This is a genomic window from Streptomyces sp. NBC_00237 (assembly GCF_026342435.1).
Classification (GTDB): Bacteria; Actinomycetota; Actinomycetes; order Streptomycetales; family Streptomycetaceae; genus Streptomyces.
Genome location: NZ_JAPEMT010000003.1, coordinates 1,128,840 through 1,148,100 on the forward strand (window position 1 = coordinate 1,128,840; position 19,261 = coordinate 1,148,100).

General features: G+C 69.6%; 16 protein-coding genes and 2 pseudogenes. 5 read left to right on the forward strand and 13 right to left on the reverse strand.

All coding sequences use genetic code 11. From position 1 onward, the window contains the following. Window positions 1-113: 113 nt before the first annotated feature. Window positions 114-1,391, reverse strand: coding sequence for a hypothetical protein (locus tag OG897_RS31730; protein ID WP_266662206.1), 1,278 nt, complete (start codon window positions 1,389-1,391; stop codon window positions 114-116). A 214-nt stretch (window positions 1,392-1,605) separates the two neighbouring features. On the opposite strand from OG897_RS31730, the gene OG897_RS31735 reads away from it, so the two are divergent. Continuing rightward, complete coding sequence (locus OG897_RS31735; protein ID WP_266662208.1) at window positions 1,606-2,907, forward strand: hypothetical protein; 1,302 nt, start codon at window positions 1,606-1,608, stop codon at window positions 2,905-2,907. Between the two features lie 215 nt (window positions 2,908-3,122). Here OG897_RS31735 and OG897_RS31740 read toward each other — a convergent pair whose 3' ends face one another. Then, window positions 3,123-3,356, reverse strand: a complete 234-nt coding sequence (locus OG897_RS31740; protein WP_266662210.1) for a hypothetical protein — start codon at window positions 3,354-3,356, stop codon at window positions 3,123-3,125. Between the two features lie 16 nt (window positions 3,357-3,372). Here OG897_RS31740 and OG897_RS31745 point away from each other — a divergent pair, with 16 nt between their 5' ends. The 3 genes and pseudogenes from OG897_RS31745 to OG897_RS31755 form a co-directional block, all read left to right on the forward strand. After that, complete coding sequence (locus OG897_RS31745; protein ID WP_266662212.1) at window positions 3,373-4,557, forward strand: transposase; 1,185 nt, start codon at window positions 3,373-3,375, stop codon at window positions 4,555-4,557. Window positions 4,558-4,584: 27 nt separating this feature from the next. Then, window positions 4,585-4,983: pseudogene (locus tag OG897_RS31750) on the forward strand (transposase); the annotation flags it as partial. Window positions 4,984-5,014: 31 nt separating this feature from the next. After that, window positions 5,015-5,195, forward strand: a pseudogene (locus OG897_RS31755) (DUF2165 family protein); the annotation flags it as partial. Between the two features lie 166 nt (window positions 5,196-5,361). Here the strand turns inward: OG897_RS31755 and OG897_RS31760 are convergent. The 6 genes from OG897_RS31760 to OG897_RS31785 form a co-directional block, all read right to left on the reverse strand. Next, window positions 5,362-6,048 (reverse strand): type 1 glutamine amidotransferase domain-containing protein, encoded by a 687-nt coding sequence (locus OG897_RS31760; protein ID WP_266662214.1) that lies wholly within the window; start codon window positions 6,046-6,048, stop codon window positions 5,362-5,364. Window positions 6,049-6,155: 107 nt separating this feature from the next. After that, window positions 6,156-7,343 (reverse strand): cupin domain-containing protein, encoded by a 1,188-nt coding sequence (locus tag OG897_RS31765; RefSeq protein ID WP_266662215.1) that lies wholly within the window; start codon window positions 7,341-7,343, stop codon window positions 6,156-6,158. Window positions 7,344-7,519: 176 nt separating this feature from the next. After that, window positions 7,520-9,022: a pyridoxal-dependent decarboxylase gene (locus OG897_RS31770; protein ID WP_266662217.1), complete on the reverse strand. Its 1,503-nt coding sequence runs from the start codon at window positions 9,020-9,022 to the stop codon at window positions 7,520-7,522. Continuing rightward, window positions 9,019-9,378 (reverse strand): hypothetical protein, encoded by a 360-nt coding sequence (locus OG897_RS31775; RefSeq protein ID WP_266662219.1) that lies wholly within the window; start codon window positions 9,376-9,378, stop codon window positions 9,019-9,021. The genes OG897_RS31770 and OG897_RS31775 overlap by 4 nt, the downstream gene beginning before the upstream one ends. 103 nt (window positions 9,379-9,481) lie before the next feature. Next, entirely contained in the window at window positions 9,482-10,012 is a 531-nt protein-coding gene (locus tag OG897_RS31780; protein ID WP_266662221.1) for a hypothetical protein, read from the reverse strand. Then, entirely contained in the window at window positions 10,009-10,371 is a 363-nt protein-coding gene (locus tag OG897_RS31785; RefSeq protein WP_266662223.1) for a hypothetical protein, read from the reverse strand. Before OG897_RS31785 ends, OG897_RS31780 begins: the two co-directional genes overlap by 4 nt. Before the next feature lie 391 nt (window positions 10,372-10,762). On the opposite strand from OG897_RS31785, the gene OG897_RS31790 reads away from it, so the two are divergent. Beyond that, entirely contained in the window at window positions 10,763-11,743 is a 981-nt protein-coding gene (locus tag OG897_RS31790; protein WP_266662225.1) for a DMT family transporter, read from the forward strand. Window positions 11,744-11,883: 140 nt separating this feature from the next. On the opposite strand, the gene OG897_RS31795 is transcribed toward OG897_RS31790, so the two are convergent. The 5 genes from OG897_RS31795 to OG897_RS31815 form a co-directional block, all read right to left on the reverse strand. Next, window positions 11,884-12,924: a DMT family transporter gene (locus OG897_RS31795; RefSeq protein WP_266662227.1), complete on the reverse strand. Its 1,041-nt coding sequence runs from the start codon at window positions 12,922-12,924 to the stop codon at window positions 11,884-11,886. After that, window positions 12,921-15,287, reverse strand: a complete 2,367-nt coding sequence (locus tag OG897_RS31800; protein WP_266662229.1) for a WD40 repeat domain-containing protein — start codon at window positions 15,285-15,287, stop codon at window positions 12,921-12,923. Before OG897_RS31800 ends, OG897_RS31795 begins: the two co-directional genes overlap by 4 nt. After that, window positions 15,284-16,642 carry a lysine N(6)-hydroxylase/L-ornithine N(5)-oxygenase family protein gene (locus tag OG897_RS31805; RefSeq protein WP_266662230.1) on the reverse strand — a complete coding sequence of 453 codons (1,359 nt, stop codon included), beginning with the start codon at window positions 16,640-16,642 and terminating at the stop codon, window positions 15,284-15,286. The genes OG897_RS31800 and OG897_RS31805 overlap by 4 nt, the downstream gene beginning before the upstream one ends. Further along, window positions 16,639-18,243: a class I tRNA ligase family protein gene (locus OG897_RS31810; RefSeq protein ID WP_266662232.1), complete on the reverse strand. Its 1,605-nt coding sequence runs from the start codon at window positions 18,241-18,243 to the stop codon at window positions 16,639-16,641. Before OG897_RS31810 ends, OG897_RS31805 begins: the two co-directional genes overlap by 4 nt. A 125-nt stretch (window positions 18,244-18,368) precedes the next feature. Then, window positions 18,369-19,160 carry a 2OG-Fe dioxygenase family protein gene (locus tag OG897_RS31815; protein ID WP_266662234.1) on the reverse strand — a complete coding sequence of 264 codons (792 nt, stop codon included), beginning with the start codon at window positions 19,158-19,160 and terminating at the stop codon, window positions 18,369-18,371. Window positions 19,161-19,261: the final 101 nt, after the last annotated feature.

Consider the following 19,261-nt stretch of genomic DNA (forward strand, 5'->3'; position numbering starts at 1 on the left):
GGGCGGGTTCTTGCGCCGGGAACTCCTGCGGCGCGGGGTGGAGACGCGGACGGCCCCGCACGGAATCCTTGGGGCGGGGTTCCGTGCGGGGCCGTGTTCACGGGTGGGGGTTGTCAGACTCCGGTCAGGGTGTAGGTGCCGGTGCCGTCCTGCCGGCCGCTGGAGTACTGGCGGATGAGTTCGCCGTCCGCGTACCGGTCGTGGCCCAGCATGGAGCCGGTGTACTTGTTCTGTAGGCCGATCTTGGTGCTGCCGGGTACGTCGCGGTAGATGTAGAACCGCTGGAGGTCGTCCTCCCCGCAGGTGGCCGTCGTCAGGTAGGCCTGTTCCTGGTTGGCGATGTTCGCGGGGATGGTCGCGCATCCGCCGTTGCCCCAGTTCCACAGGGTGGCCTCGAGGACTCCGTTGGTCTCCGTGACGTTGCACAGCCGCCAGTTGTCCAGATGGGCACTGGTCCAGTTGGATTCACGCAGGCGGATACCGTCGTTGGCGCGGAGCGGTGCGCTCCAGTTCAGGGGCTTGCCCGGGACGTCGATTTTGTAGGCGCCGGGCTGGCAGTTCAAGGCGGCCCGCGTGGCGGGCTTGGCGGCCTTCACGCTCTGGGCGGTCTTGGCGGCCGCGGCGGCGTTGTCGGCGTCCTGCTTGGCCTTCTCGGCCTTGGCCGACGGGACGGGGCCGACCGGGTGCGTCGCGGTGGCGGCGGGGGAGCCGCAGTCCAACAGGACCTGTGCCCTGGCCATGATGCTGTTGGCGGGGACCTTGTCCTCGCAGCGCACCGCGCCTTCCTCGAGGGCGGTGTAAGTGGTGTAGCTGCCGCTGTCGGGACCCTCTGCCCACTTCAGCGCGTAACTGCCGTCGCTCTGCTTGACGCGGTTGCAGTTGAGGCTGCCGTAGGTGCCGGTGACCTTCTTGGTGCCCTTGTACACCCCGTAGTAGCCGGGCTGGTAGAAGTTCCAGTTCACCGTGTCGGACACGCTGGACGTGGAGGAGTAGTCGACCTGCACGTTCAGTCCCAGAGCCGCGCCCACGTCACCGAGGGCTTCGACGGCGAAGCTGCCCTGAATGTTGGCGTTGAGGCCCACCGAGACCGAGATAGTGGTCTGCGTGTTGGTCGTGACGGAGTGGCTTCCGGTCGTGCCCTGGGTGACGAACCAGCCCTTGAAGTGGGTAATCGTGGGGGCGACTTCAGTGGTCTTGATGACAGGGTGGCGCTTGCCGAGATCGGCCGCCGTGCATGTCTGCCCGGCGGCGACGGCTGCGGTCGCGGTGGTGGCTGACTGGGCCGTGGCCGGCTGGGCGGTGGCAAAGCCCATAGTGGTGAGCGCGACGGCGGAGCTCACGGCAGCGGCGATGGGTCCCCGTATACGGCCAACTGGTCTATTAAGAAACATTGTTGTACTCCCCCAATTTTCCGGCTCGCTTGAGCCGGCGATCGGCCTTCTGGCGCGGCTGACAGTAGTTCACCGACGGGCTGGGGCGGGAGATCACAATGCGCCAACAGTGATCCACAGGAGGTCCTACCGCCCTTACCAGTGCGGACGGTAGCGTGCGTGCCCGGCCCCCGACCGGACCAGGCCATGTCAACTCGACCCGAAGGAAACCCTGTTGAAACGCCTGAGATCACTCCTGGCGGTGCTCGCCTCGCTCGCACTGACCGCGACGCTGATAGCTCTGACCGGCACACCGGCCGTCGCCAATTCGGCAGCGGTCCAGGAAGCCCCCAAGGGGCGCGGCACGTGCACGGCCACAACGCCCGGTTCCGCGCCCAAGGGCCGGAGCGCGGGCTGGTCCTGCTTCAAAACAGGACCCGCCCCCAAGTGGGTCATCAACCGTATGGCCCGCAAGGCCGCTCTGGCCGCGCCCGAAACCCGCGCCGACGATAATGACGGCGCCCAGGAGGACGCCCGCACCGTGCAAGAGCTATGCCTTGCCGACGGTGGTTCGCTCGTCTCCAACCGCCTCGGCTACTGCATACGTGGTATAGCCAAATATGAGCGCTGGGAGGCCGGTGCGCTTAAGGGCACCGCTGTTGTAGGAATCATTATCAGATCCGCCGTCAAGGAAACGCCGAAGGCGACTTGGCGGGAGAGGATCGAGGTCCAAGCCGTCTCCGTTAACGACATTCCTGATGGCGTGGCAATAGGTGTCAGCTCCACCTGTAGTGGCATATGCACAACGCAGGGGCCCGCCTGGGGCGGCTCCCATGTGGTCATGCGCGAAGCTGGCACGGGCGCAGCCGGGGAAATCAACTACAGCTCCCCGGTCAGCCAGGGCAACGTGGCACCACATATCCAGACCGCCTACCACATCCAAGGAATAATCATCGGGGGTGCGGTAGACAACCCGCCGAAGAACGACCACTGGACTGGCCCCTCCCTGCGCTGCGACGCGGAGGAATGGATTCCTAATCCCGGCTGCATCGTGGAAGGCCACATGGCGAATGTGACGATTCGCAAGTCGGTCCACGGTGGTGCCGCCATAACCTATGAGTGGGCACAGAAAAACCTGAAGAATCCCACCAATGACTACGGCACCAGGGAAAAACCACTGCATCGCGACGCCTCCGGGGACCACAAGAAGAAGAGTGCCATAACCTGTGATAATGCCCCCAGGTTCGTGAGAGACAACTTCCTGGTCGTGGATGACAATTGTGACGAGTACCCATTCGCCAAGGCCGAGGAGGGTGGAAAGCCCGGAAAGATGTGTGTCGATATCTTCCCGCAGAAGGTTGGCGGAGTATGGGATATCGCGAACGTCAAGGTCATGCGCAAAAATGACAACGCTATCTGCGTGCGTTCCCATGTCACCGGGACGGAGAACCAGAAAGCGGGAAGCACACTCGGTGCAGCTACGGTATCTGCCCGGATTCTCAACCGTGAGCCCTACTTTGTGATCATCAAGGACTGACCGTCCGCCGCGTATCCCTCTCAGTCTGGGTCGATGCCGGCGACCTAGCTGTTCTGACCCAAGAGGCTGGGGACGGCCCCCGCGCGAGAAAGCAGCGCACCCCGCCCTGACCGGGAGCAGGGCGGGGTGAAGCCCTCCCCGCTGTCTACCTCGCGGTGGGAACTTCATCGAGTGGTGGAATCACCCGTTCGGCCCCACCGCTCGTTCCCCGCTGTTCACCGGCTGAGGCGGATGCGCGGCCCCCACCCGTACGCGAGGTCGTCCAGCAGGACGCCCTCTTCCTCCTCATCCCACCGGCCGCGCAACGCGAACGGGTTGGTCTCCATCTGCTCCAGGATGACCAGGGTCTCGGGCTGGCCGATCAGTGCGTACCGGCCGTGTGAGGCGGGTGTGCTGCCCCGCCCGTACGCGCGCAGCATCTCCTCCAGGCGGGCGCGGTGCTGCTCCACGGAGCGGACGGCGGCGGTGGCCCATGCTGCTTTCCCGCGCGGGACGTTCGCGATGCGGATCAGGGACGGTCTGGGTGAGATCTTCGCGGATGCGGAGTTCGCCGGTCTGTTCGCGCGGCGCGGGCATCCGGCGTTGTCGCCGGGGTTCCTGGCGATGGTGTCGGTCTTGCAGTACACCGAAGGACTTTCCGATCGGCAGGCTGCTGACGCGGTACGCGGCAGGATCGGCTGGAAATATTGCCTGGGTCTGGAGCTGCACGATTCCGGCTTCGACGCCTCGGTGCTCAGCGAGTTCCGCAGCCGACTCGTCCAGGACGACCAGGCGGACCGGCTGTTGTCCCGCATTCTTGAGCTGCTGGCCGGCCGTCAACTGCTGAGGGCCGGGGGCGTGCAGCGCACCGACGCCACGCATGTGGTGGCGAACATCCGGCTGCTGAACCGGCTGGAGCTGGTGGTGGAGACGATGCGGGCGACGCTGGAGGCCCTGGCGGCAGCCGCGCCGGGCTGGCTGATCGCGCATACTGCGGTGGACTGGTGGGAGCGGCACGAGCGCCGTGCCAGCGACTACCGGCTGCCCCGGACCGAGGCCACCCGTGACGCGCTCGCCCGCACGGTCGGCCAGGACGGCCGCCGACTACTGGCCTCCGTCTACGCGCCGTATGCCCCGGGGTGGCTGCGCGAGGTCCCTGCGGTGCAGGTGCTGCGGCAGGTCTGGGTCCAGCAGTATCAGTCCACCGGCGGCGGAGCGTACGTACTGCGGCCGGCCGGGAAACTGCCACCGGGATCAGTCTCGATCGGCAGTCCGTACAACACCGAGGCCCGCTACAGCATCAAGCGCGGTATGCCCTGGCGCGGCTACAAGGCCCACTACACCGAAACCGCCGTGCCGGTCAGGCCCCGGTTGATCGTGCATGTCGAGACCACCGAGGCCAGCCGCGCTGACGTCGAGACCACCGCCGGACGCCACCGTGCTCTCATGGCCGCCGGCCTCAAGCCCGACGAGGAACTCGTCGACGCCGCCTACGTCAGCGTCGACCACATCCTCACCGCAGCACAACACGGCATCAAGCTGACCGGGCCGTTACCGCCCGACTCGGGCTGGCAGGCCCGTGATCCGGACGCATTCGACATCAGGAACTTCACCATCGACTGGGACCACCGACATGTCACCTGCCCCAACGGCAAAGAGAGCCGCTACTGACGCGAGACCCACAGCCGCGACCAACTCCCGATCATCCAGGTCACCTTCCGCCTGCCTGACTGCACCCCCTGCCCGGACCGGGCCCGCTGCACCCGCTCCGAGCGCAACGCGCGCGCCATGACCTTCCGGCCACGCGAACAGTTCGAGGCCCAGCAGCACATCCGCGCGGAGCAGGCCACCGACGGCTGGAAGGAGCACTACGCGCTGCGGGCCGGAGTCGAGGGCACCATGGCCCAGGCGTCCAGCCGCTGCAATGTCCACCGGGCCCGCTACCGCGGACTCGCCCGCACCCACCTCCAGCACGTACTCACCGCGACCGCCCTCAACCTCGTCCGCACCGACGCCTGGCTCTCCGGGATTCCCCCGGCCGGGGCCTGGACATCACGCCTCGCCCGCCTCCACCAAGCACTCACGGCCACCATGTGAATAAGCCAGCAGGGTCGATCAAGGGGAATGCTCACGCGCGGCCAGCACCGTGGGCCTGGTCATGATGCTGCTGCTCCTTGGGGGTGGGCTTCCTCGCCATCGGCGGCGAGTGGTTCGCCATGTGGCAGTCGTCCGACTGGAATGGGCTGGACGCTGCCGCCCGCAATTTTGCACTGGCTGCCTTCACACTCCTCGTCGTGCACCTGCCCGGGTCCGCCGGGCAGGTACGGCACGAACCTGATGCCGGCCAGGCTGAGGATGCGCCCGGGCACCCGAGGAGGGCAGGTGGGGCCGCAGATGCCTCTGGTCCGGGAGGGCGGACGAGGCGGCGGGACGGCGAGACGGTCTGTCGCGGTGCGACGGCTGAGGGGTGCGCTTTTAAGCCGTCCAGGTTCCGTTGAGATCGGCGATCAGCCTCTTCACCAGAGGCTCGGTCGAGGCCGGGTTCTGGCCGGTGTACAGGCCGCGGTCGACCACGACGTGCGCGCCCCAGGGGTCCCGGGCGCGTGTGTAGTGACCGCCGAGGTCGGCGATGCGGCCCTCCAGGAGCCACGGGGCGCGAAGCTCCAGGTCGAAGTCCCGTTCGCCCTCCGTGGTGAAGCCGGTGCACTCGAAGCCCCGGAAGAGCCAGTCGCCCGTGTCGTCCTGTGCCCGGAGCACCGCGGCAGTGCCGTGGCAGACCGCGGACACTGGTTTGCCCGACAGGTGCAACTCGCGTACGAGAGCGCCGAGTTCGGCGTTGACGGCGAGGTCCTCCATCGGGCCGTGCCCGCCGGGGACGTACAGGAGGTCGTAGGAGTCCGTCTGCTGGTGTTCCAGGACGTGCGGCCGGGTGAGTTCGGTGCCGAGTGCGGACAGGTAGGCGGCGGCCTCCTCGATCAGTCCGGCGGGGTCGGGGGTGGGGGTGACGCCTCCCGGCGTGGCCAGGGTGATCCGGTACCCGGCCTCGGCGAACAGGCGGTGGGCGTCGATGAGTTCCTCCGGCCAGAAGCCGCAGGGGTAGGTGCTGCCGTCGGCGAGGGTCCAGTGTGTGGCCGCGGTGACGGCGATGAGGACGGAGGTCATGAGGGGGGAACTTCCTGCTCGGCGTTGGCCGGGCGGCCCGTGCAGGCCGCCCGGCCAACGGATGGCCGCCCCGGATTGACGGGGCGGCCGCGGTGCGTACGGGTCGGCTAGACGTGGAGCTCCTGGTGCCCGTCACCGGACTCCAGCGCCTCCTCGGCGTACAGCCCGAGGCTGCGGAGTGCCGGGAAGTCGTGGAAGGAGAACAGGCACGCGTCCTCGGACTCGTCGTCATTCGCGTGCTCGTGCCAGGCCCACGACGGTACGCAGAAGATGTCGTTCTTCTCCCAGTCGAAGCGCTGGCCCGCGATCACGGAGTGGCCGCGCCCCTCGGCGACCTGGTAGACCACGGAGCCCGTGTGCCGGTGAGCCAGGGTCGGCTGGCCCGGACGCAGCAACTGCATGTGCGCACCGATGGTCGGCATGACGGGCCCGCCGGTGGCCGGGTTCACGTACTCCATGATCACGCCGTCGTACGGGGACCCGGTGCTGACCTGCGCCAGGTCGCGGAGTGCCGTGTACGTCTTGTCCCAGGGGAAGAGCAGCAGCGGCGACGCGGCACCGGAGCGGCGGGTGTCCGGGGCGAGCAGTCCGCTTCCGTATTCGAGGAGGGAGGCGTTGACGATGCGCCCGGGACTCTGATGGCGGTCGGGGTGCAACGCGAAGAAGTTGGCGTCGAGCGCGTTGACCAGAGGGTCGTCGGTGCCGTCCTGCCAGATGACCGGTGCGTCGCCCGCATCGGTGCCGTGCTCGTGCCAGGTTCCGCCCGGGGTGATGACGAAGTCGTTGGGCCCGACCTCGAGGCGGTCGCCGTTGACGACGGTCCAGGCCCCGCTGCCCTCGATGACGAAGCGCAGGGCGGAGGCCGCGTGCCGGTGCGCGGTCATGGACTCGCCGGGGTTCTGGAGCTGGAGGCCGCTGTAGAGGTGGCCGACGGCCGACGGGCTGCCGTTGGGCGAGGTCACGTGAGCCGTGGCCCGGTCGGCGGTGCCGGGGTTCACCAGCGAGACCACGCGCAGGGCCGCGTCGTCGGCGCGGGCGAAACGGGCGGACTCCAGGGCCAGCGGGCGCAGGTCCCGGTACCTCCAGAGGGTGGGTACGGAGGCGGGCCGGGGGCTCCAGGGGCCGTCGCCCGTGCTCCAGCGGGCCTCGGCGCTGAACTGGGCGAGCCGCGACTGGACGTCCTCGCGGGCGGCCACGAGATCGTCCAGGGGCTGGGGTGGCGACGGTTCGGGAGCGGCGGGTGCGGCTGTCTGTGGTGCGGTGGGCGCGACGGCTCGCTGCGTGGCGGGGGTCATGTTCGTTTCTCCTTCGCGACGGGTGGGCGAGGACGGGGCCGCACGGGGGTGCGGCGACCGTGGGGAGGGTGCCGGGTGCGGGCCGGCGGGGGTGGTGCCGGTCCGCGCACCGCCGGGGCCGGTGCGCCCCGGGCGGTTGTGCTCGGCCGACGCCGGCGGTCAGCCGGCGGTGGGGCTCAGCATGCGGTGGGGCTCAACATGTGGTGATGGGCCTCGGCGGCCGTGGCGGTGAGGAGCTCCCAGAGCCCTTCGACGTCCTCGCGGCGGGTCTGGATGTTGCCGATGGAGACCCGCAGGACGTAACCGGCGGCCGTGACCGTGTGCGACAGATATGCCTTGCCGGTCTCGCCCACCGCCGAGCAGATGCGCTCGTTGAGGGCGTCGAGCCATTCCCGCCGTTCGGTGGCGCACAGGTGCTTCGGCACCTCTTCGGGTTCGAAGCGCAGACACACGAGGGGCAGTACGGAGTCGGCGGGCACAGTCCACTGGGGGTGGGCGGCGGCCCGGTCGCGCAGCCACTGGGAGAGTTCCACCGCGTGCCCGAGCCGGTCCGCCAGGCCCTGGCGGCCGAATGAGCGGATGATCCACCAGATCTTCAACGCGCGGAACTGACGGCCCAGTTGCAGGCTGTAGTTCATGTAGTCGACGGCGGCGTCCTCGGGCTCGACCCGCAGATACTCCGGCACCAGCCGGAAGGCGTTGGGCAGGGCGCCGGTCCGTCGGCAGTACAGGGCCGTCGCCTCCATGGGGCAGAACAGCACCTTGTGCGGGTTGATGACCAGCGAGTCGGCCAGCTCCAGGTCGCCGAGATACGGGCGTACGGCGTCGGCGAGGCGCCACAGCCCTCCGTACGCGGCATCCACGTGCAGCCAGATCCCGTGTTCCCGGCAGATCTCGGAGAGGGCGGGCAGGGGGTCGATGGCACCGGTGGAGGTGGTGCCGACGGTGGCGACGACGGCGAAGGGCCGTCGGCCGTGCTCCAGGTCCCGGCGGATCGCCAGGGCCAGTGCCTCCGGGGGCAGCCGGCCCTCGTCGTCGGCCGCCAGACGCACGACGTTGTCGGTGCCGATGCCGAGGGTGATCGCCGCCTTCTCGACCGAGCTGTGCGTCTGGTCGGAGGTGTACAGGCGCAGCTGGGGCACGTCCCGGCCGGCCAGCCCCCGCTCGCGCACGTCGAGGTCGGTGAGCGCGTCCCGGGCGGCGGCCAGGCCGTACAGGGTGGCCAGGGAGGCGCCGTTGACGAGCACGCCGTCGGCATCCCGGGGGTAGCCGACCATCTCGGCCATCCAGTCCAGGACCGTCTTCTCGACGGCCGCCGCGGCCGGTGCCGTCTTCCACAGCATCGCGTTGACGTTGAGTGCGGCGGTGAGCGTCTCCGCGAGGATCGCGGGCCCGCTGGAACTGTTGCTGAAGTAGGCGTGGAAGGAGGGGTGGTGCCACTGCGTCAGATTCGGGACGACCGTCTCGAAGGTCTCGTCGAGCAGTTCCTTGAAGTGCGTCGGCTGTTCGGGGACCGGACCGGCGAAGAGGCCCTGGAGGTCCGCGGCACTGCGCCGAGAGGTGACGGGCAGGTCCCGGATCGTCTCCTGGTGCTCGCGGATGCGGGACAGCAACTCCCGCCCGTTCTCTTCCAGTTCGGACGGCTGCCAGTCGCCCAGCGAGGGCTCCGTCATGCTCATGCGGCTTCTCCGTGGTGGCTGTGGTCATGCCCGTGGTCGTCGTCGTGTTCGACCTCGACGGGCATCTCGGTGGCGTACTCGACCAGCCGCGGCGACGAGCAGTACTTCGCGTAGAACTCCTGGAGCCTCGGCTCCTCGGCGTCGCGCAGGCCCTCGTGGGAGTCGCGGTTCGACCAGGGGTAGATCATGGTGACGCGTGCCGGGTCGGCCTCGCTCTGGTAGAAGTGCGCGTGACCGGACCAGCCCGGGTTGCGGTGGGCGTCGGGGCCGGTCAACTCGTCCATCTCCTGCATGAGTTCGAGGGCGCGGGGGGTCGACTCCTCGTTGAGGTGCCAGGTCTCGATGACGGTGATCATGCGGGTGTCTCCTTGAGCGTGCAGGTGTGTGGGGGGGCGAGGGTGTGCCGGTGGGGCGCGTGCCCCACCGGCGGCCGCGACGGGTCGTTGCCTACGGGGCCGTTCAGCCCGTGGGCTGCCGGTCGAGGAATTCCCTGAGCTGGGACTTCCCGCCGGGTACGAACCGTTCACAGACGAGCATGTGGTGGCGGCGGTTGCGTGACTGGGCGCTCCACAGTCGCTTGACGCCCGACAGGGTGTTCCCGTCGAGTGCGCCCCGGGACTTGAGCCGTCGGACGGTCGCCCGCAGAGTTCGCAGGTGACCGACCATCTGGCTGTGGTCGGTGTTCATCGTGCCGGAGAAGCCCGGACTGAGCATCGGGGGCGCCATGGACGGCCTGATGAGGTCGTCGTACGCCTGCGGCGAGAAGTCGGCCGCGTACTTCATGGTGGCGGTGGCCGCGTCGTAGAGGCCCGCGAGCCGGTGGAGCAGGGTGGTCGCCTGCTGCTGGTCCTCGTTCTCCAGCCGGTCCTGGAGTTCGACCAACGTGCTGTTCATCACGATGAGTTGCAGATGGAAGGCATGGTGGCCGATCTTCCACTTGCGGACCGAACGGGCGAGATCGGGAGTGAGTGTCTGCGGCCCGGAGGTCATGAAGCGGCTCCGGCGGGCTCGGCGTCCCGTGCCGAGGCCACCCAGCGGGCCAAGGTGGTCTCCATGACAACGAGGAGTCCACTGAGGATGTCCCGCTGGTCCGCGGGGTCCAGCCCGGTGCCCTCCGGGTCCCCGGTGTCGGTACCGCACAGGTCGTCGATGAGCTGCCGGGCGACTCCCAGGCAGCTTTCGCTCCAGTCGAGGAGGTCTCCGTCGGAGCGCCGGATGCGGAAGTACTCGTCGTACTCCTGCGGTCCCGAGGCTCCGCTGTCCGGGTCGGGGATGCGTCCGTCGGGCGGCAGCGACACCGGGGTGACGAGACCGAAGTCCGGCGCCGGTTCTTTGTCGGTGGTGGTCATGGTGGTGTTCCCCCGCTTCTGCTGGTGGGTTCGGCCGGCAGGCCGATGTGCCGTGGGAAGGTTCGGAATCGTGCGGTTCTCGACCTGAACCGGCTGGAATGCCGGCAGGGTGAACTGCCTTTGCTTGCGCTTTCTCTTTCCGCTGAGGGGCGAGTCCTATTTTCTCTTTCGGCCTGTACGGAAGTGGCGCCGCGGGCCGGCCGGTGAGGCGAGCCGTCAACTTTCTATCCCGTTCCGGTGGGCAGAGGCAACAGTGAAAATCGATCTTCACACTCCGTACATGTTTCACGGCGGGCGGCCCTCTGGAAATCGATCAGATAAGCCTGGCTTTGGATTTCTGCTAACGAATCATCACTATTGCTTGCGGCTTGCAACAGGCACAGTGAGCGCCATGTCGATCAACCACGAACCGAAAGCGCGGGAGCGGACGACACCACCGGAGGAATCCGGCCGCACGCGGCAGGAGGTGACGGACCGGCACCATCCGGTGCTGCTGGTCCTGCTCGGCGGACTGTGCATCGCGGGCTCCGCCGTCTTCGTCAAACTCTCCGGAACCAGCGCCGGAACCGCCGCTTTCTTCCGGTGCACCCTCGCGCTCGTCGTACTGGTGCCGCTCGCCCTCGTCGAGTACCGCAGAATCGGGGCCAGGCCGCGCCGGCTGTGGAAGCTGGACGCGGCGGCGGGCGTGCTGCTCGGCGTCGACTACGTCCTGTGGGCGGCGAGCATCGCCACCGTCGGCGCCTCCATCGCCACCGTCCTGATCAACATTCAGGTCGTGGTCTTCCCACTTCTGGGCCGCATCTTCTCCAAGACACCCCTGGCCAGACGTTTCCTGGTGACGCTGCCGCTCATGCTCTTCGGCGTCGCCCTGGCCAGCGGCTCGCTCGGGGTGCCCGTGGCGGGCAGCGATCCCGTGCTCGGCGGCATCTACGGGGCGGCGGCGGGCTGTGCCTACGCCGGGTACCTGTACCTGATGCGGCTCGGCGGCGGCCAGGGCCACTTCGTCCAGCCGGTCGGCACCGCGACCGCCACCGCGGCCCTGGCCGCGCTCGTGCTCGGCGGCCTGTGGACCGGCATCGACCTGCCCTCCGGCTGGGCGGCCTGGGGCTGGCTGACCGCGCTCGCGCTCATCGGCCAGGTGCTGGCCTGGCTCATCATGACGCCTGCCCTGCCCCGGCTGGCACCCCATGTCAGTGCGGCGCTGCTGCTGTTGCATCCGGTCATGGCGATCCTGCTGGGCATGGCGATCGGGGAGCGGCCCACGGCACTCCAGCTCGGCGGATGCGTTCTGGTGCTGCTCGTCGTCTGGGTCGCCAATCGCACCCCGCAGGAGCGGCGGAGGGGTGGGAAGGGGGAGCAGCGGAAATCATGAACGTAACGTGAAGGAAATACTCTTCCGAAGAAGCAAAAATGCGCACGTGAGGAAATGGAAATGCGCACGGTACGGCCCCGTAATTCTCCCGGGGCCGTACCGTGCGCATTCTCTTTCGCGTTTCCTCCGGGCCGTTCCTTTTAACGCGCGCGTTTGGTGTTCACCAGTACCGCGCCGGCCAGTGCGACGAGTCCCCCGACGAGGCCGAAGGCGCCCGGGAGTTCGCCCAGTACGAGGAAGGAGATGACCACCGTGACCACCGGGAGCACGTACAGCGCGGAGGTCGTGGTGCCCACGTCCAACTGGGACAGCGCGTGGTTCCACAGCAAGTAGGCGACCGCCGCGGGGAAGACACCCAGGTAGACCATGACCAGGACGCTGCCGGCCGAGGCGTCTGTCAGGTCCCGGGTCAGAGCGCCGAGGAACGGCAGCATCATGAGGGTGCCCGGCACGGTCACGAACACGTTCAGCTCCGTCGGACCGTACTTCCGCAGCAGCGGCTTGGAGAGCACGAAGTACAGGCTCTCCGCGAGCGCCGCACCGAGGACGTACAGCGCTCCCGCGTTGATCTGCAGGCCCGCCTGGTCGGCGTAGAGCATCACCACGGTGCCCGCCACGCCCACGGCGATACCGACCCACCCGAGCACCGCCACCCGCTCGCGGAGGATGGCCGCGGCCAGGACGGCGCTGAACACCGGAACCTGCCCGACGAGAAAGCTGGTGGTGCCCGAACTGACCGTCTGCTCGCCGAAGTTGACGCCGAGGTTGTAGATCACGATGAGCAGGAGCGAGCACAGCAGCAGGAGCGGTACGTCCCCGCGCGCGGGCAGCCGCAGGGGTGTCCGGCGCAACCGCGACGTCACCACCCAGACCACCAGGACGGCCAGGGAGGCGATGAGGAAACGCAGGAGAGCCATCGGCCCGGGGCCGAAGTCGTGCAGCGTTGCCTTGATGCCCACGAACGCGGAGGCCCACAGGACCAGCGCGCCGCCGAGGGCCGGCCACACCGTCCACGGCGGACCGGTCCGCGCGGTCCCCGGCCCGCTCGGCGGGGCGGTGTCGGGGTCCCGCGCAGCGGTGGTGGCAAGCCCTGCCGTCAGGTCCTCCGACACGTCCGGTGCCGCCGCCCTTGTCGAATGCGTCGCCTTCGTCCTCGTGGTCTTTGTCGTTCGGTCCGTCATGAGCGGGTCCTGTCGATGAGCACGCCGCCGAGCAGCGCGAGCAGGTTGTGCCGCCGCGTGGTGCGGTCGGCCCCGCCGTGTGCGTACCGGTCGAAGCTGTGCAGGTGGTCGGGGAGTCCGTCGGGCATGGCAGCCTGGTCCACGCTGACCGGTAGCCAGCGCACACGTCTGCCCAGGGCCTCCGTGGTGCGGGTGAGTTCGGCGTACGGGGCGGCAAGCGGGCTGCCGGCCCAGGTCCGCAGGGCGGGCGTCACCAGCAGCGCGCACGTCCGGGCCGTTCGGCCTCCCGCGACGAGCCGCTCGGGCGCGGTGTCGCCGAAGGAGGCGCTCAGGCCGAGTCCCGCGAGCAGAACCGCCAGTTCCTCCGCTGCCGCGAGGTCTTCGGGCAGGTGCCAGATCTGCACATCGGGCTCCGTTGGCCCGGTGGGTCCCGTGGCGAGTACCAGGCGTTCCTGGCGCAGCCGTTCGTCGTCGACCTGTTCGTCGACGAGCGCGAGACGGTGCGCGACGTCCTCCGGAAGGTCTTTGTCGTCGAGTGCCCAGGCCGTGGCCGCGCCCTCGTCCCACGGCTGGAGCACGGAAGGGCGCCACAGCGGCAGGGAGGCGGCGCCCCGCAGGGCGCGAGTGCCGCCGTTGTACCGCGAGACCCTCCGGTCGACGAGGCCTGCGATCAGTTCGCGGTGGTCGGCGCGGTCGGCGGCCACGCGTACGCGCAGTCCGCCGCCGGGGAGGTGTACCGCGGACACCCGTACCGCGTGGCCCGCGCCGTCCAGTGCCACGAGACCGTGGCGCCAGGCCGACCAGGAGCGGAAGAGGGTTGTGGCGAGGACGTCCGACAGCACGCGAGCGGGTTCCGGCACCGTCGGGGCGGCCCAGCGCAGTTCCACCGCCGGTGCCTCGCCGGCCGGTGCGGGGTCGGGCGGTCCCTCGGCGAGCGCGTCCACGGCGTACAGCTCGTCGGGCCGTGCCGTGCTCCTGATCCACGCCTGGCCCCGGTGCACCAGCAGGCTGCCGGACAGGCTCGCCGACTTGCCCAGTGCCTCGGGGTCGCTCACGGCCACCCGGCCGCCCAGGAGCACGGTCCGCCCCGCATCGGCACTCCGCTCCAGCGCGGCGCTCGCCCAACCCTCCGGGCGTACCAACTCGGGTATGCGTGAGACGAGTTTGGTCGCGAGCGGCGTGCGCGTCAGGTGCCGTCCGTCGTGGCGGGCGGCTGTGAGGACCTCGTCCAGTACGTCGTTCACCCGCGTGTGCAGGGAGCCGCGGGGGGAGGGCGCGGGCTCCTCGGGGCGCAGCGGCCAGATGCGGATCTGCTGCCCGGACGCGTCCGTACCGGCCAGCAGGTCCTCGGCGGGGCTCGCCTCCAGGCAGCCCGTCCAGCCGGGGTAGGCGTCGGTGAGCCGCCAGACCGGACGGCCGCTGCGTACCTCCCACACGGCGACCGTCTGATCGTGCGAGAGCGTCGCAAGGAGGGTGCCGGTGCGGTCGACGGTGACCCGGGCGACCGCACCGCCGTGCCCGTCCACCGTGAATCTGGCGTACGCGTCACGCCTCTCGTCCGGGGCGGGCCGTCCCCGGGAGGCACCGGATGCGGCCGGTCGTGCGTTCGTCCCGCTGCCGGGCACGTCCACGTCCCACACGCGCACCTGTCCGGCCGCGTTGCCGGTGGCGAGGTGACCCTCCCACCAGCACACCGTCCACACGGAACCGGGCCCGGCCGGCAGGCTCGCGCGCCGGGTCCAGTCCGACGTGTCCCACAGGGCGACGGCGGAGTCCCTGCAGGTGGCGGCGAGAACGGTGCCGCCGGGGTCGAAGGTGAGGCTGAGGAACACTCCGTACGGGCTGTCCAGGGATGGTGCCAGCTCCCGGCCCCGCGCGTCCGTGACCTCGATGCGCCGGTCGCCGCCCGCCGCGGCCAGCAGCTGCCCGTCCGGCGACCACGCGACGGAGTTCACCCAACGCCTGCCGCGCTGGGGCGTGGAGAGGCGTTCGGCCGTCACCGGGTCCCAGACGACGACGGTGCCGTCCTCCGCGCCGGAGGCCAGCCGTCGTCCGTCGGGCGCCCAGGCGAGGCAGCGCACCGAGCCCCGGTGCCCGAGCAGGGTGAACCTGCGCACCGCGCTCGTGCCCCGGATCTCCCACACGTGGACGGTTCCGTCGTTGCCCCCGCTGGCGATGCGGGTGCCGTCCGGCGACCAGGCAAGCGCGCACAGCCCCGAGGGGTGGGCCGTCCAGGCGGCGGCGGGCGCGGGGGCAGCCCCCGCGCCCGCCGCCGCCCGGCCCGGGGCGGCCTCCGCGCGTACCGCCCGGCCGGGGGCCGCAGGTGCGGGGTTCGGCCCGGGCCCGGCAGTCGTCTCCGTCATGTGGCCGCTCCGGCGGTTTCCGGTGCCGGGACGCCGCGTGTGGTGGTCTTGCCGCCCCAGTCGACCGTGGTGCCGTCCACGTCCACGTCGTACACGTAGCGGCCCGCCAGGCTGTTGACGATGACGCCGCTGCGCCAGGCCATTCCGGCGAAGTTCGGGTCGATCCAGCCGTGTGAGTGCAGCGCCATGTTGTGGGCGAAGATCCGCCGGTCGGCGGGTCCGTCCCAGCGCAGGGAGAAGTCCTCATTGACCTCCGGCCGTCCCGCCTCGTCCAGGACGAGGCGGTCGCGGAGCTGGTCCAGGACGGCGGGGATGCCGTGGGTGAAACCGGTGGCGAGGATGACGACGTCCGCCTCGACGGCTTCGAGACCGGCCGGGTTCTCCAGCTCCAGTACCCAGCCGCCGGTTCCCCGGGCGGGTGACAGCTTGGTGAACTGGCGGTCCACCAGCAGACGGTGGCGCAGCCCCCGGGGCTCCAGGTAGTCCAGTTCGTACAGGCGGCGGTGAATGTTCTCCAGCAGCGGCTGGAGGATCGCGTCGCTGGACAGTTTCTGCATCGGCAGCAGGCGGGCGCGCTCGGCGGCGGTCTGCGAGTGGAAGTACCGGGTGTAGCCGGGTACGTAGAGCTCGTTGGCGAACGGGGACTCGTCGAAGGGGGCGAAGTTGCCCCGCCGGGTGACCCAGGTGACCTCGCTCGGCAGCCGGGAGTTGTCGCCGATCAGATCGTTGAAGATCTCCGCGCCGGTCTGCCCGCCGCCGATGACGGCCACCCGCTTGCCGGTGACGTCGACATCGCGCAGCAGGTACTGGGTGCCGTGGAAGACGGTGTCCGAGAGGTGGGCGCGGGCGCCCTCGGGAACGAAGGGCTCCCGGCCGACGCCGAGTACGACGTCTTTCGCCCGGTAGTCGCCCCTGTTGGTCTCGGCGTGGAAGGTGCCGTTGTGGAAAGTGAGCGACCTCACGTCGGTGCCGAACTGCACGGTGTCCAGGCTCTGGCAGATCCAGCGGAAGTAGTCGTTGAATTCCGCCCGCCGTACGTTCGGGTAGTCGGCGACGACGAATCGATTGAGCCTGCGATTGCGGGCCAGGTAATTCAGGAAGCTGTATTCGCTGGTCGGGTCGACGAGGGTGACGCAGTCCTTCAGGGAAGGGGACTGGAGAGTGGCGTCGCGAAAGAGAAGTCCCGGATGCCAGGTGAACTCGTCTTTCCTGTCGATGAATTGCGCGGTGAGGGATGCGGCTTTCGGCAGGAGGGCGGCGGTGCTCAGGTTGAACGGGCCGACGCCGATGCCGAGGACGTCGAACAGGCCCTCGGGGCCGGTGGTGGGAACGCTCTGCGGGCTGGGGACGGTCACGACTGGCTCCTGTGGTGAGAAACGCCGGCTATCTCGTCGGCGGTGAGCGGTGAGGGTCCTGCGGCCCGGCCGTGGGCGGCCGGGCGGGTGGACCGGGCGGGTACGGCGGAGAGTGCGGGCGAGGCGTACGCGGCGACGGCGCCCAGGTGGGGACGGCCCGGCAGTCCGAGGTCCGTCCACAGCCGTTGGGCGAAGTCCGGCATGAAGGGCTCCGCGAGCAGCGCCAGTCCGGTCAGCCAGCCGGGGTCGTCGTCCGCAGGCCAAGCGGCCAGCCACGCGTCGAGCACCGCGACGGCGGCGGGCAGCGAGACGGACGCACCGGGGTCCAGGTGCCGCCCCTGCTCCTGCACGGCGGCTACGGCCTGTTCGAGTCGTACGGCATCGGGCGGGCCGGTGAGGTCGGTGAGGCCCGTACCGAGGGAGCCCAGCTTGGCGCGGACCTGGTTGACGCTCTCGATGAAGGACTCCGCGGTGAAGTTCCCGGCGGCGCGTTCCAGCGCGGTGTGGCTGAGGTGATACCGCAGTTCGTCGGAGGTCGCCGAGGTCCGGGCGAGCAGTTCGCCCAGCCAGATGCCGTGCCGACGGCTGGTGGAGACCTTCTCGCCCTCGAAGTTGAGGAAGTGGTTGGTGACCATGTGGTCGAAGGGCTTGAGACCGCCGTGGGCCAGAGCGATCGCGTTGCTGGCGGCGACGCCGCCGACGGCGTTGTCGATGCCGAACAGCCCGACGGTGATCACGTCCGACTCCCGGTCGAAGGCGTTGTGCGTGTCGTTGTGCAGCCGCCGGTGCACCTCGCCGCAGTAGAGGCTGAAGCCGTAGTACGGGTTGCTCAGCACCCCCTCGGGTCCCGCGAGTTCGCTGGGGATGCCCCAGTCGCCCGGCTGGGAGAGCCGTACCCGGCCCTTCGCCTGGCGCAGGTAGGCGGTGGCGACCGCGGCGAAGTCCTCGGCCACGTCGGCGGCGCCCACGGCCTCCACGAGGTCCTCCACGGAGGACGGCGTGAGGTACCAGCTCTTGAAGTCCTCCCAGACCAGCGGGCCTTCGTCCAGGCGTGAACGGGGTTCGAGGATGTCGGCCGGCTGATAGTGGTAGCCGCACTCCTCGCACGCGTTGCCGCCGCCGGGGGTCCGGCACTGGGGGCAGACGCCCTGGAGCCAGACGCCGATCACGTGGCGGCCGGTGTCCTTCGAGCGCGGCGTCGGGTCCGGTACCTGTACGGCGGCGCCCCGGGCGGCCAGCTCCCGCAGCAGTTGTTCGTGGGTCTGCCGGTAGCCTTCGGTGTGGAGTTCGTCCAGCGGAGAGATCCACTGGTCGAGCTGCACGCCGAGACTGCGCAGGTCTTCCCCGATCAGGGCGTGGAAGCGCCAGCAGGTCTCGGCCGGAGTGTGGTCGGCCTCCAGGGCGGCGAGCTGGATCCAGTTCTCGTAGGCGTCGGTGCCGCTGATGACGGACACCTCGTGGCCGGCCCGGCGCAGGTGCCGGGCGATGACGTCGCCGCGCAGGTAGGCACCGGCCGCGTGGCCGATGTGCATGCGCCCGTTGGGAGTCGGGTGCATGGGGACGATGAGATAGCGTCGGGGCGCCGTGGGGTCGCTGGTCATGGAGATCCTCGGTGGTGGGGGCGGCACGGCGCGGGCCGGCCACGGCCGGAGCCGGTCCCGTGGCGGACAGCGGAGGTGCGAGAACGTGCGGAACGCGTCGGATGCGCGCGAACGTGCCGGAGTCGTCAGATGTGGGGGACGTACGGCGTGAAGTCGACCAGAAGGATGGACCGTTCGCCGCGCCGTTCCTCGGGGCCGCGGCGCACCGGGCTGACGTAGTGACTGACCTTGGGGTCGTAAACCCCGTACGAGTCGAGCGGGTTCTCCAGGGTGAACTCGGCCTGGAGCAGGGCGGGTGAGATCTCGCTGGGGCGCAGCCCGGCGCAACGCGGCGGGGCGATCACGTTCACGCCCCCGCTGACGTTGTCGCGGCTGATGAGGTGGGCGAACGTGAAGGGTTCACCGTCCTGGTGCAGCGCGTTGGGCGACGGCACGGCCTCGTCCTCGGCGCTCTCCACGCCGAGTTTGATGAAGTGCACCCCGACGTGCAGGAGTCCGTCGCTCAGTGCGGCGAGCCGGGCGGCCTCCGCGGCGTCGAAGCGGATGATCTCCCGCAGCAGTGCGTTCGAGCGCACGTCGGGGGGCAGTGCAGCGAACCGGCGTCGCTCGCCCGGGTGTTCGGGGTTGTGGTCACCCTGGTAATACTCGGTGACGGGGCCGAGCACCGGATCGTGGCCCAACGGCAGCCAGCTGAAGGTGCCTTCCCAGGGGACGTACACCCCGCGGTCGTACCTGCGGTACCGGTTGGCGTCCCCGGCGTACGGGTCGGCGGGAAGACTCGCGAACGCCGCCCGCAGGCGGTCGAACAGCGCATCGGCGTCAGAATCGGGGAGTTCCCTGAGAAGGTCCGCGCTGTTGTAGCGGGCGAACCCGGCGTCGATCAATGGAGAGTGGATTTCCACTGTGGCACTTCCCACAATCCGCTCCTCCTTCTGCGTATCCGGCGGATTCCGAGCAGGCCGCATCAGCGCGAGCCTCTCGAACTCCGGTGCGTCAATGGTGAATTGAATGAGCTGCG

Coding starts and splice junctions, on each gene's coding strand:
- OG897_RS31730 (WP_266662206.1), bottom strand. CDS start 1,391: ATGTTTCTTAATAGACCAGTTGGCCGTATACGGGGACCCATCGCCGCT.
- OG897_RS31760 (WP_266662214.1), bottom strand. CDS start 6,048: ATGACCTCCGTCCTCATCGCCGTCACCGCGGCCACACACTGGACCCTC.
- OG897_RS31765 (WP_266662215.1), bottom strand. CDS start 7,343: ATGACCCCCGCCACGCAGCGAGCCGTCGCGCCCACCGCACCACAGACA.
- OG897_RS31770 (WP_266662217.1), bottom strand. CDS start 9,022: ATGAGCATGACGGAGCCCTCGCTGGGCGACTGGCAGCCGTCCGAACTG.
- OG897_RS31775 (WP_266662219.1), bottom strand. CDS start 9,378: ATGATCACCGTCATCGAGACCTGGCACCTCAACGAGGAGTCGACCCCC.
- OG897_RS31780 (WP_266662221.1), bottom strand. CDS start 10,012: ATGACCTCCGGGCCGCAGACACTCACTCCCGATCTCGCCCGTTCGGTC.
- OG897_RS31785 (WP_266662223.1), bottom strand. CDS start 10,371: ATGACCACCACCGACAAAGAACCGGCGCCGGACTTCGGTCTCGTCACC.
- OG897_RS31790 (WP_266662225.1), top strand. CDS start 10,763: ATGTCGATCAACCACGAACCGAAAGCGCGGGAGCGGACGACACCACCG.
- OG897_RS31795 (WP_266662227.1), bottom strand. CDS start 12,924: ATGACGGACCGAACGACAAAGACCACGAGGACGAAGGCGACGCATTCG.
- OG897_RS31800 (WP_266662229.1), bottom strand. CDS start 15,287: ATGACGGAGACGACTGCCGGGCCCGGGCCGAACCCCGCACCTGCGGCC.
- OG897_RS31810 (WP_266662232.1), bottom strand. CDS start 18,243: ATGACCAGCGACCCCACGGCGCCCCGACGCTATCTCATCGTCCCCATG.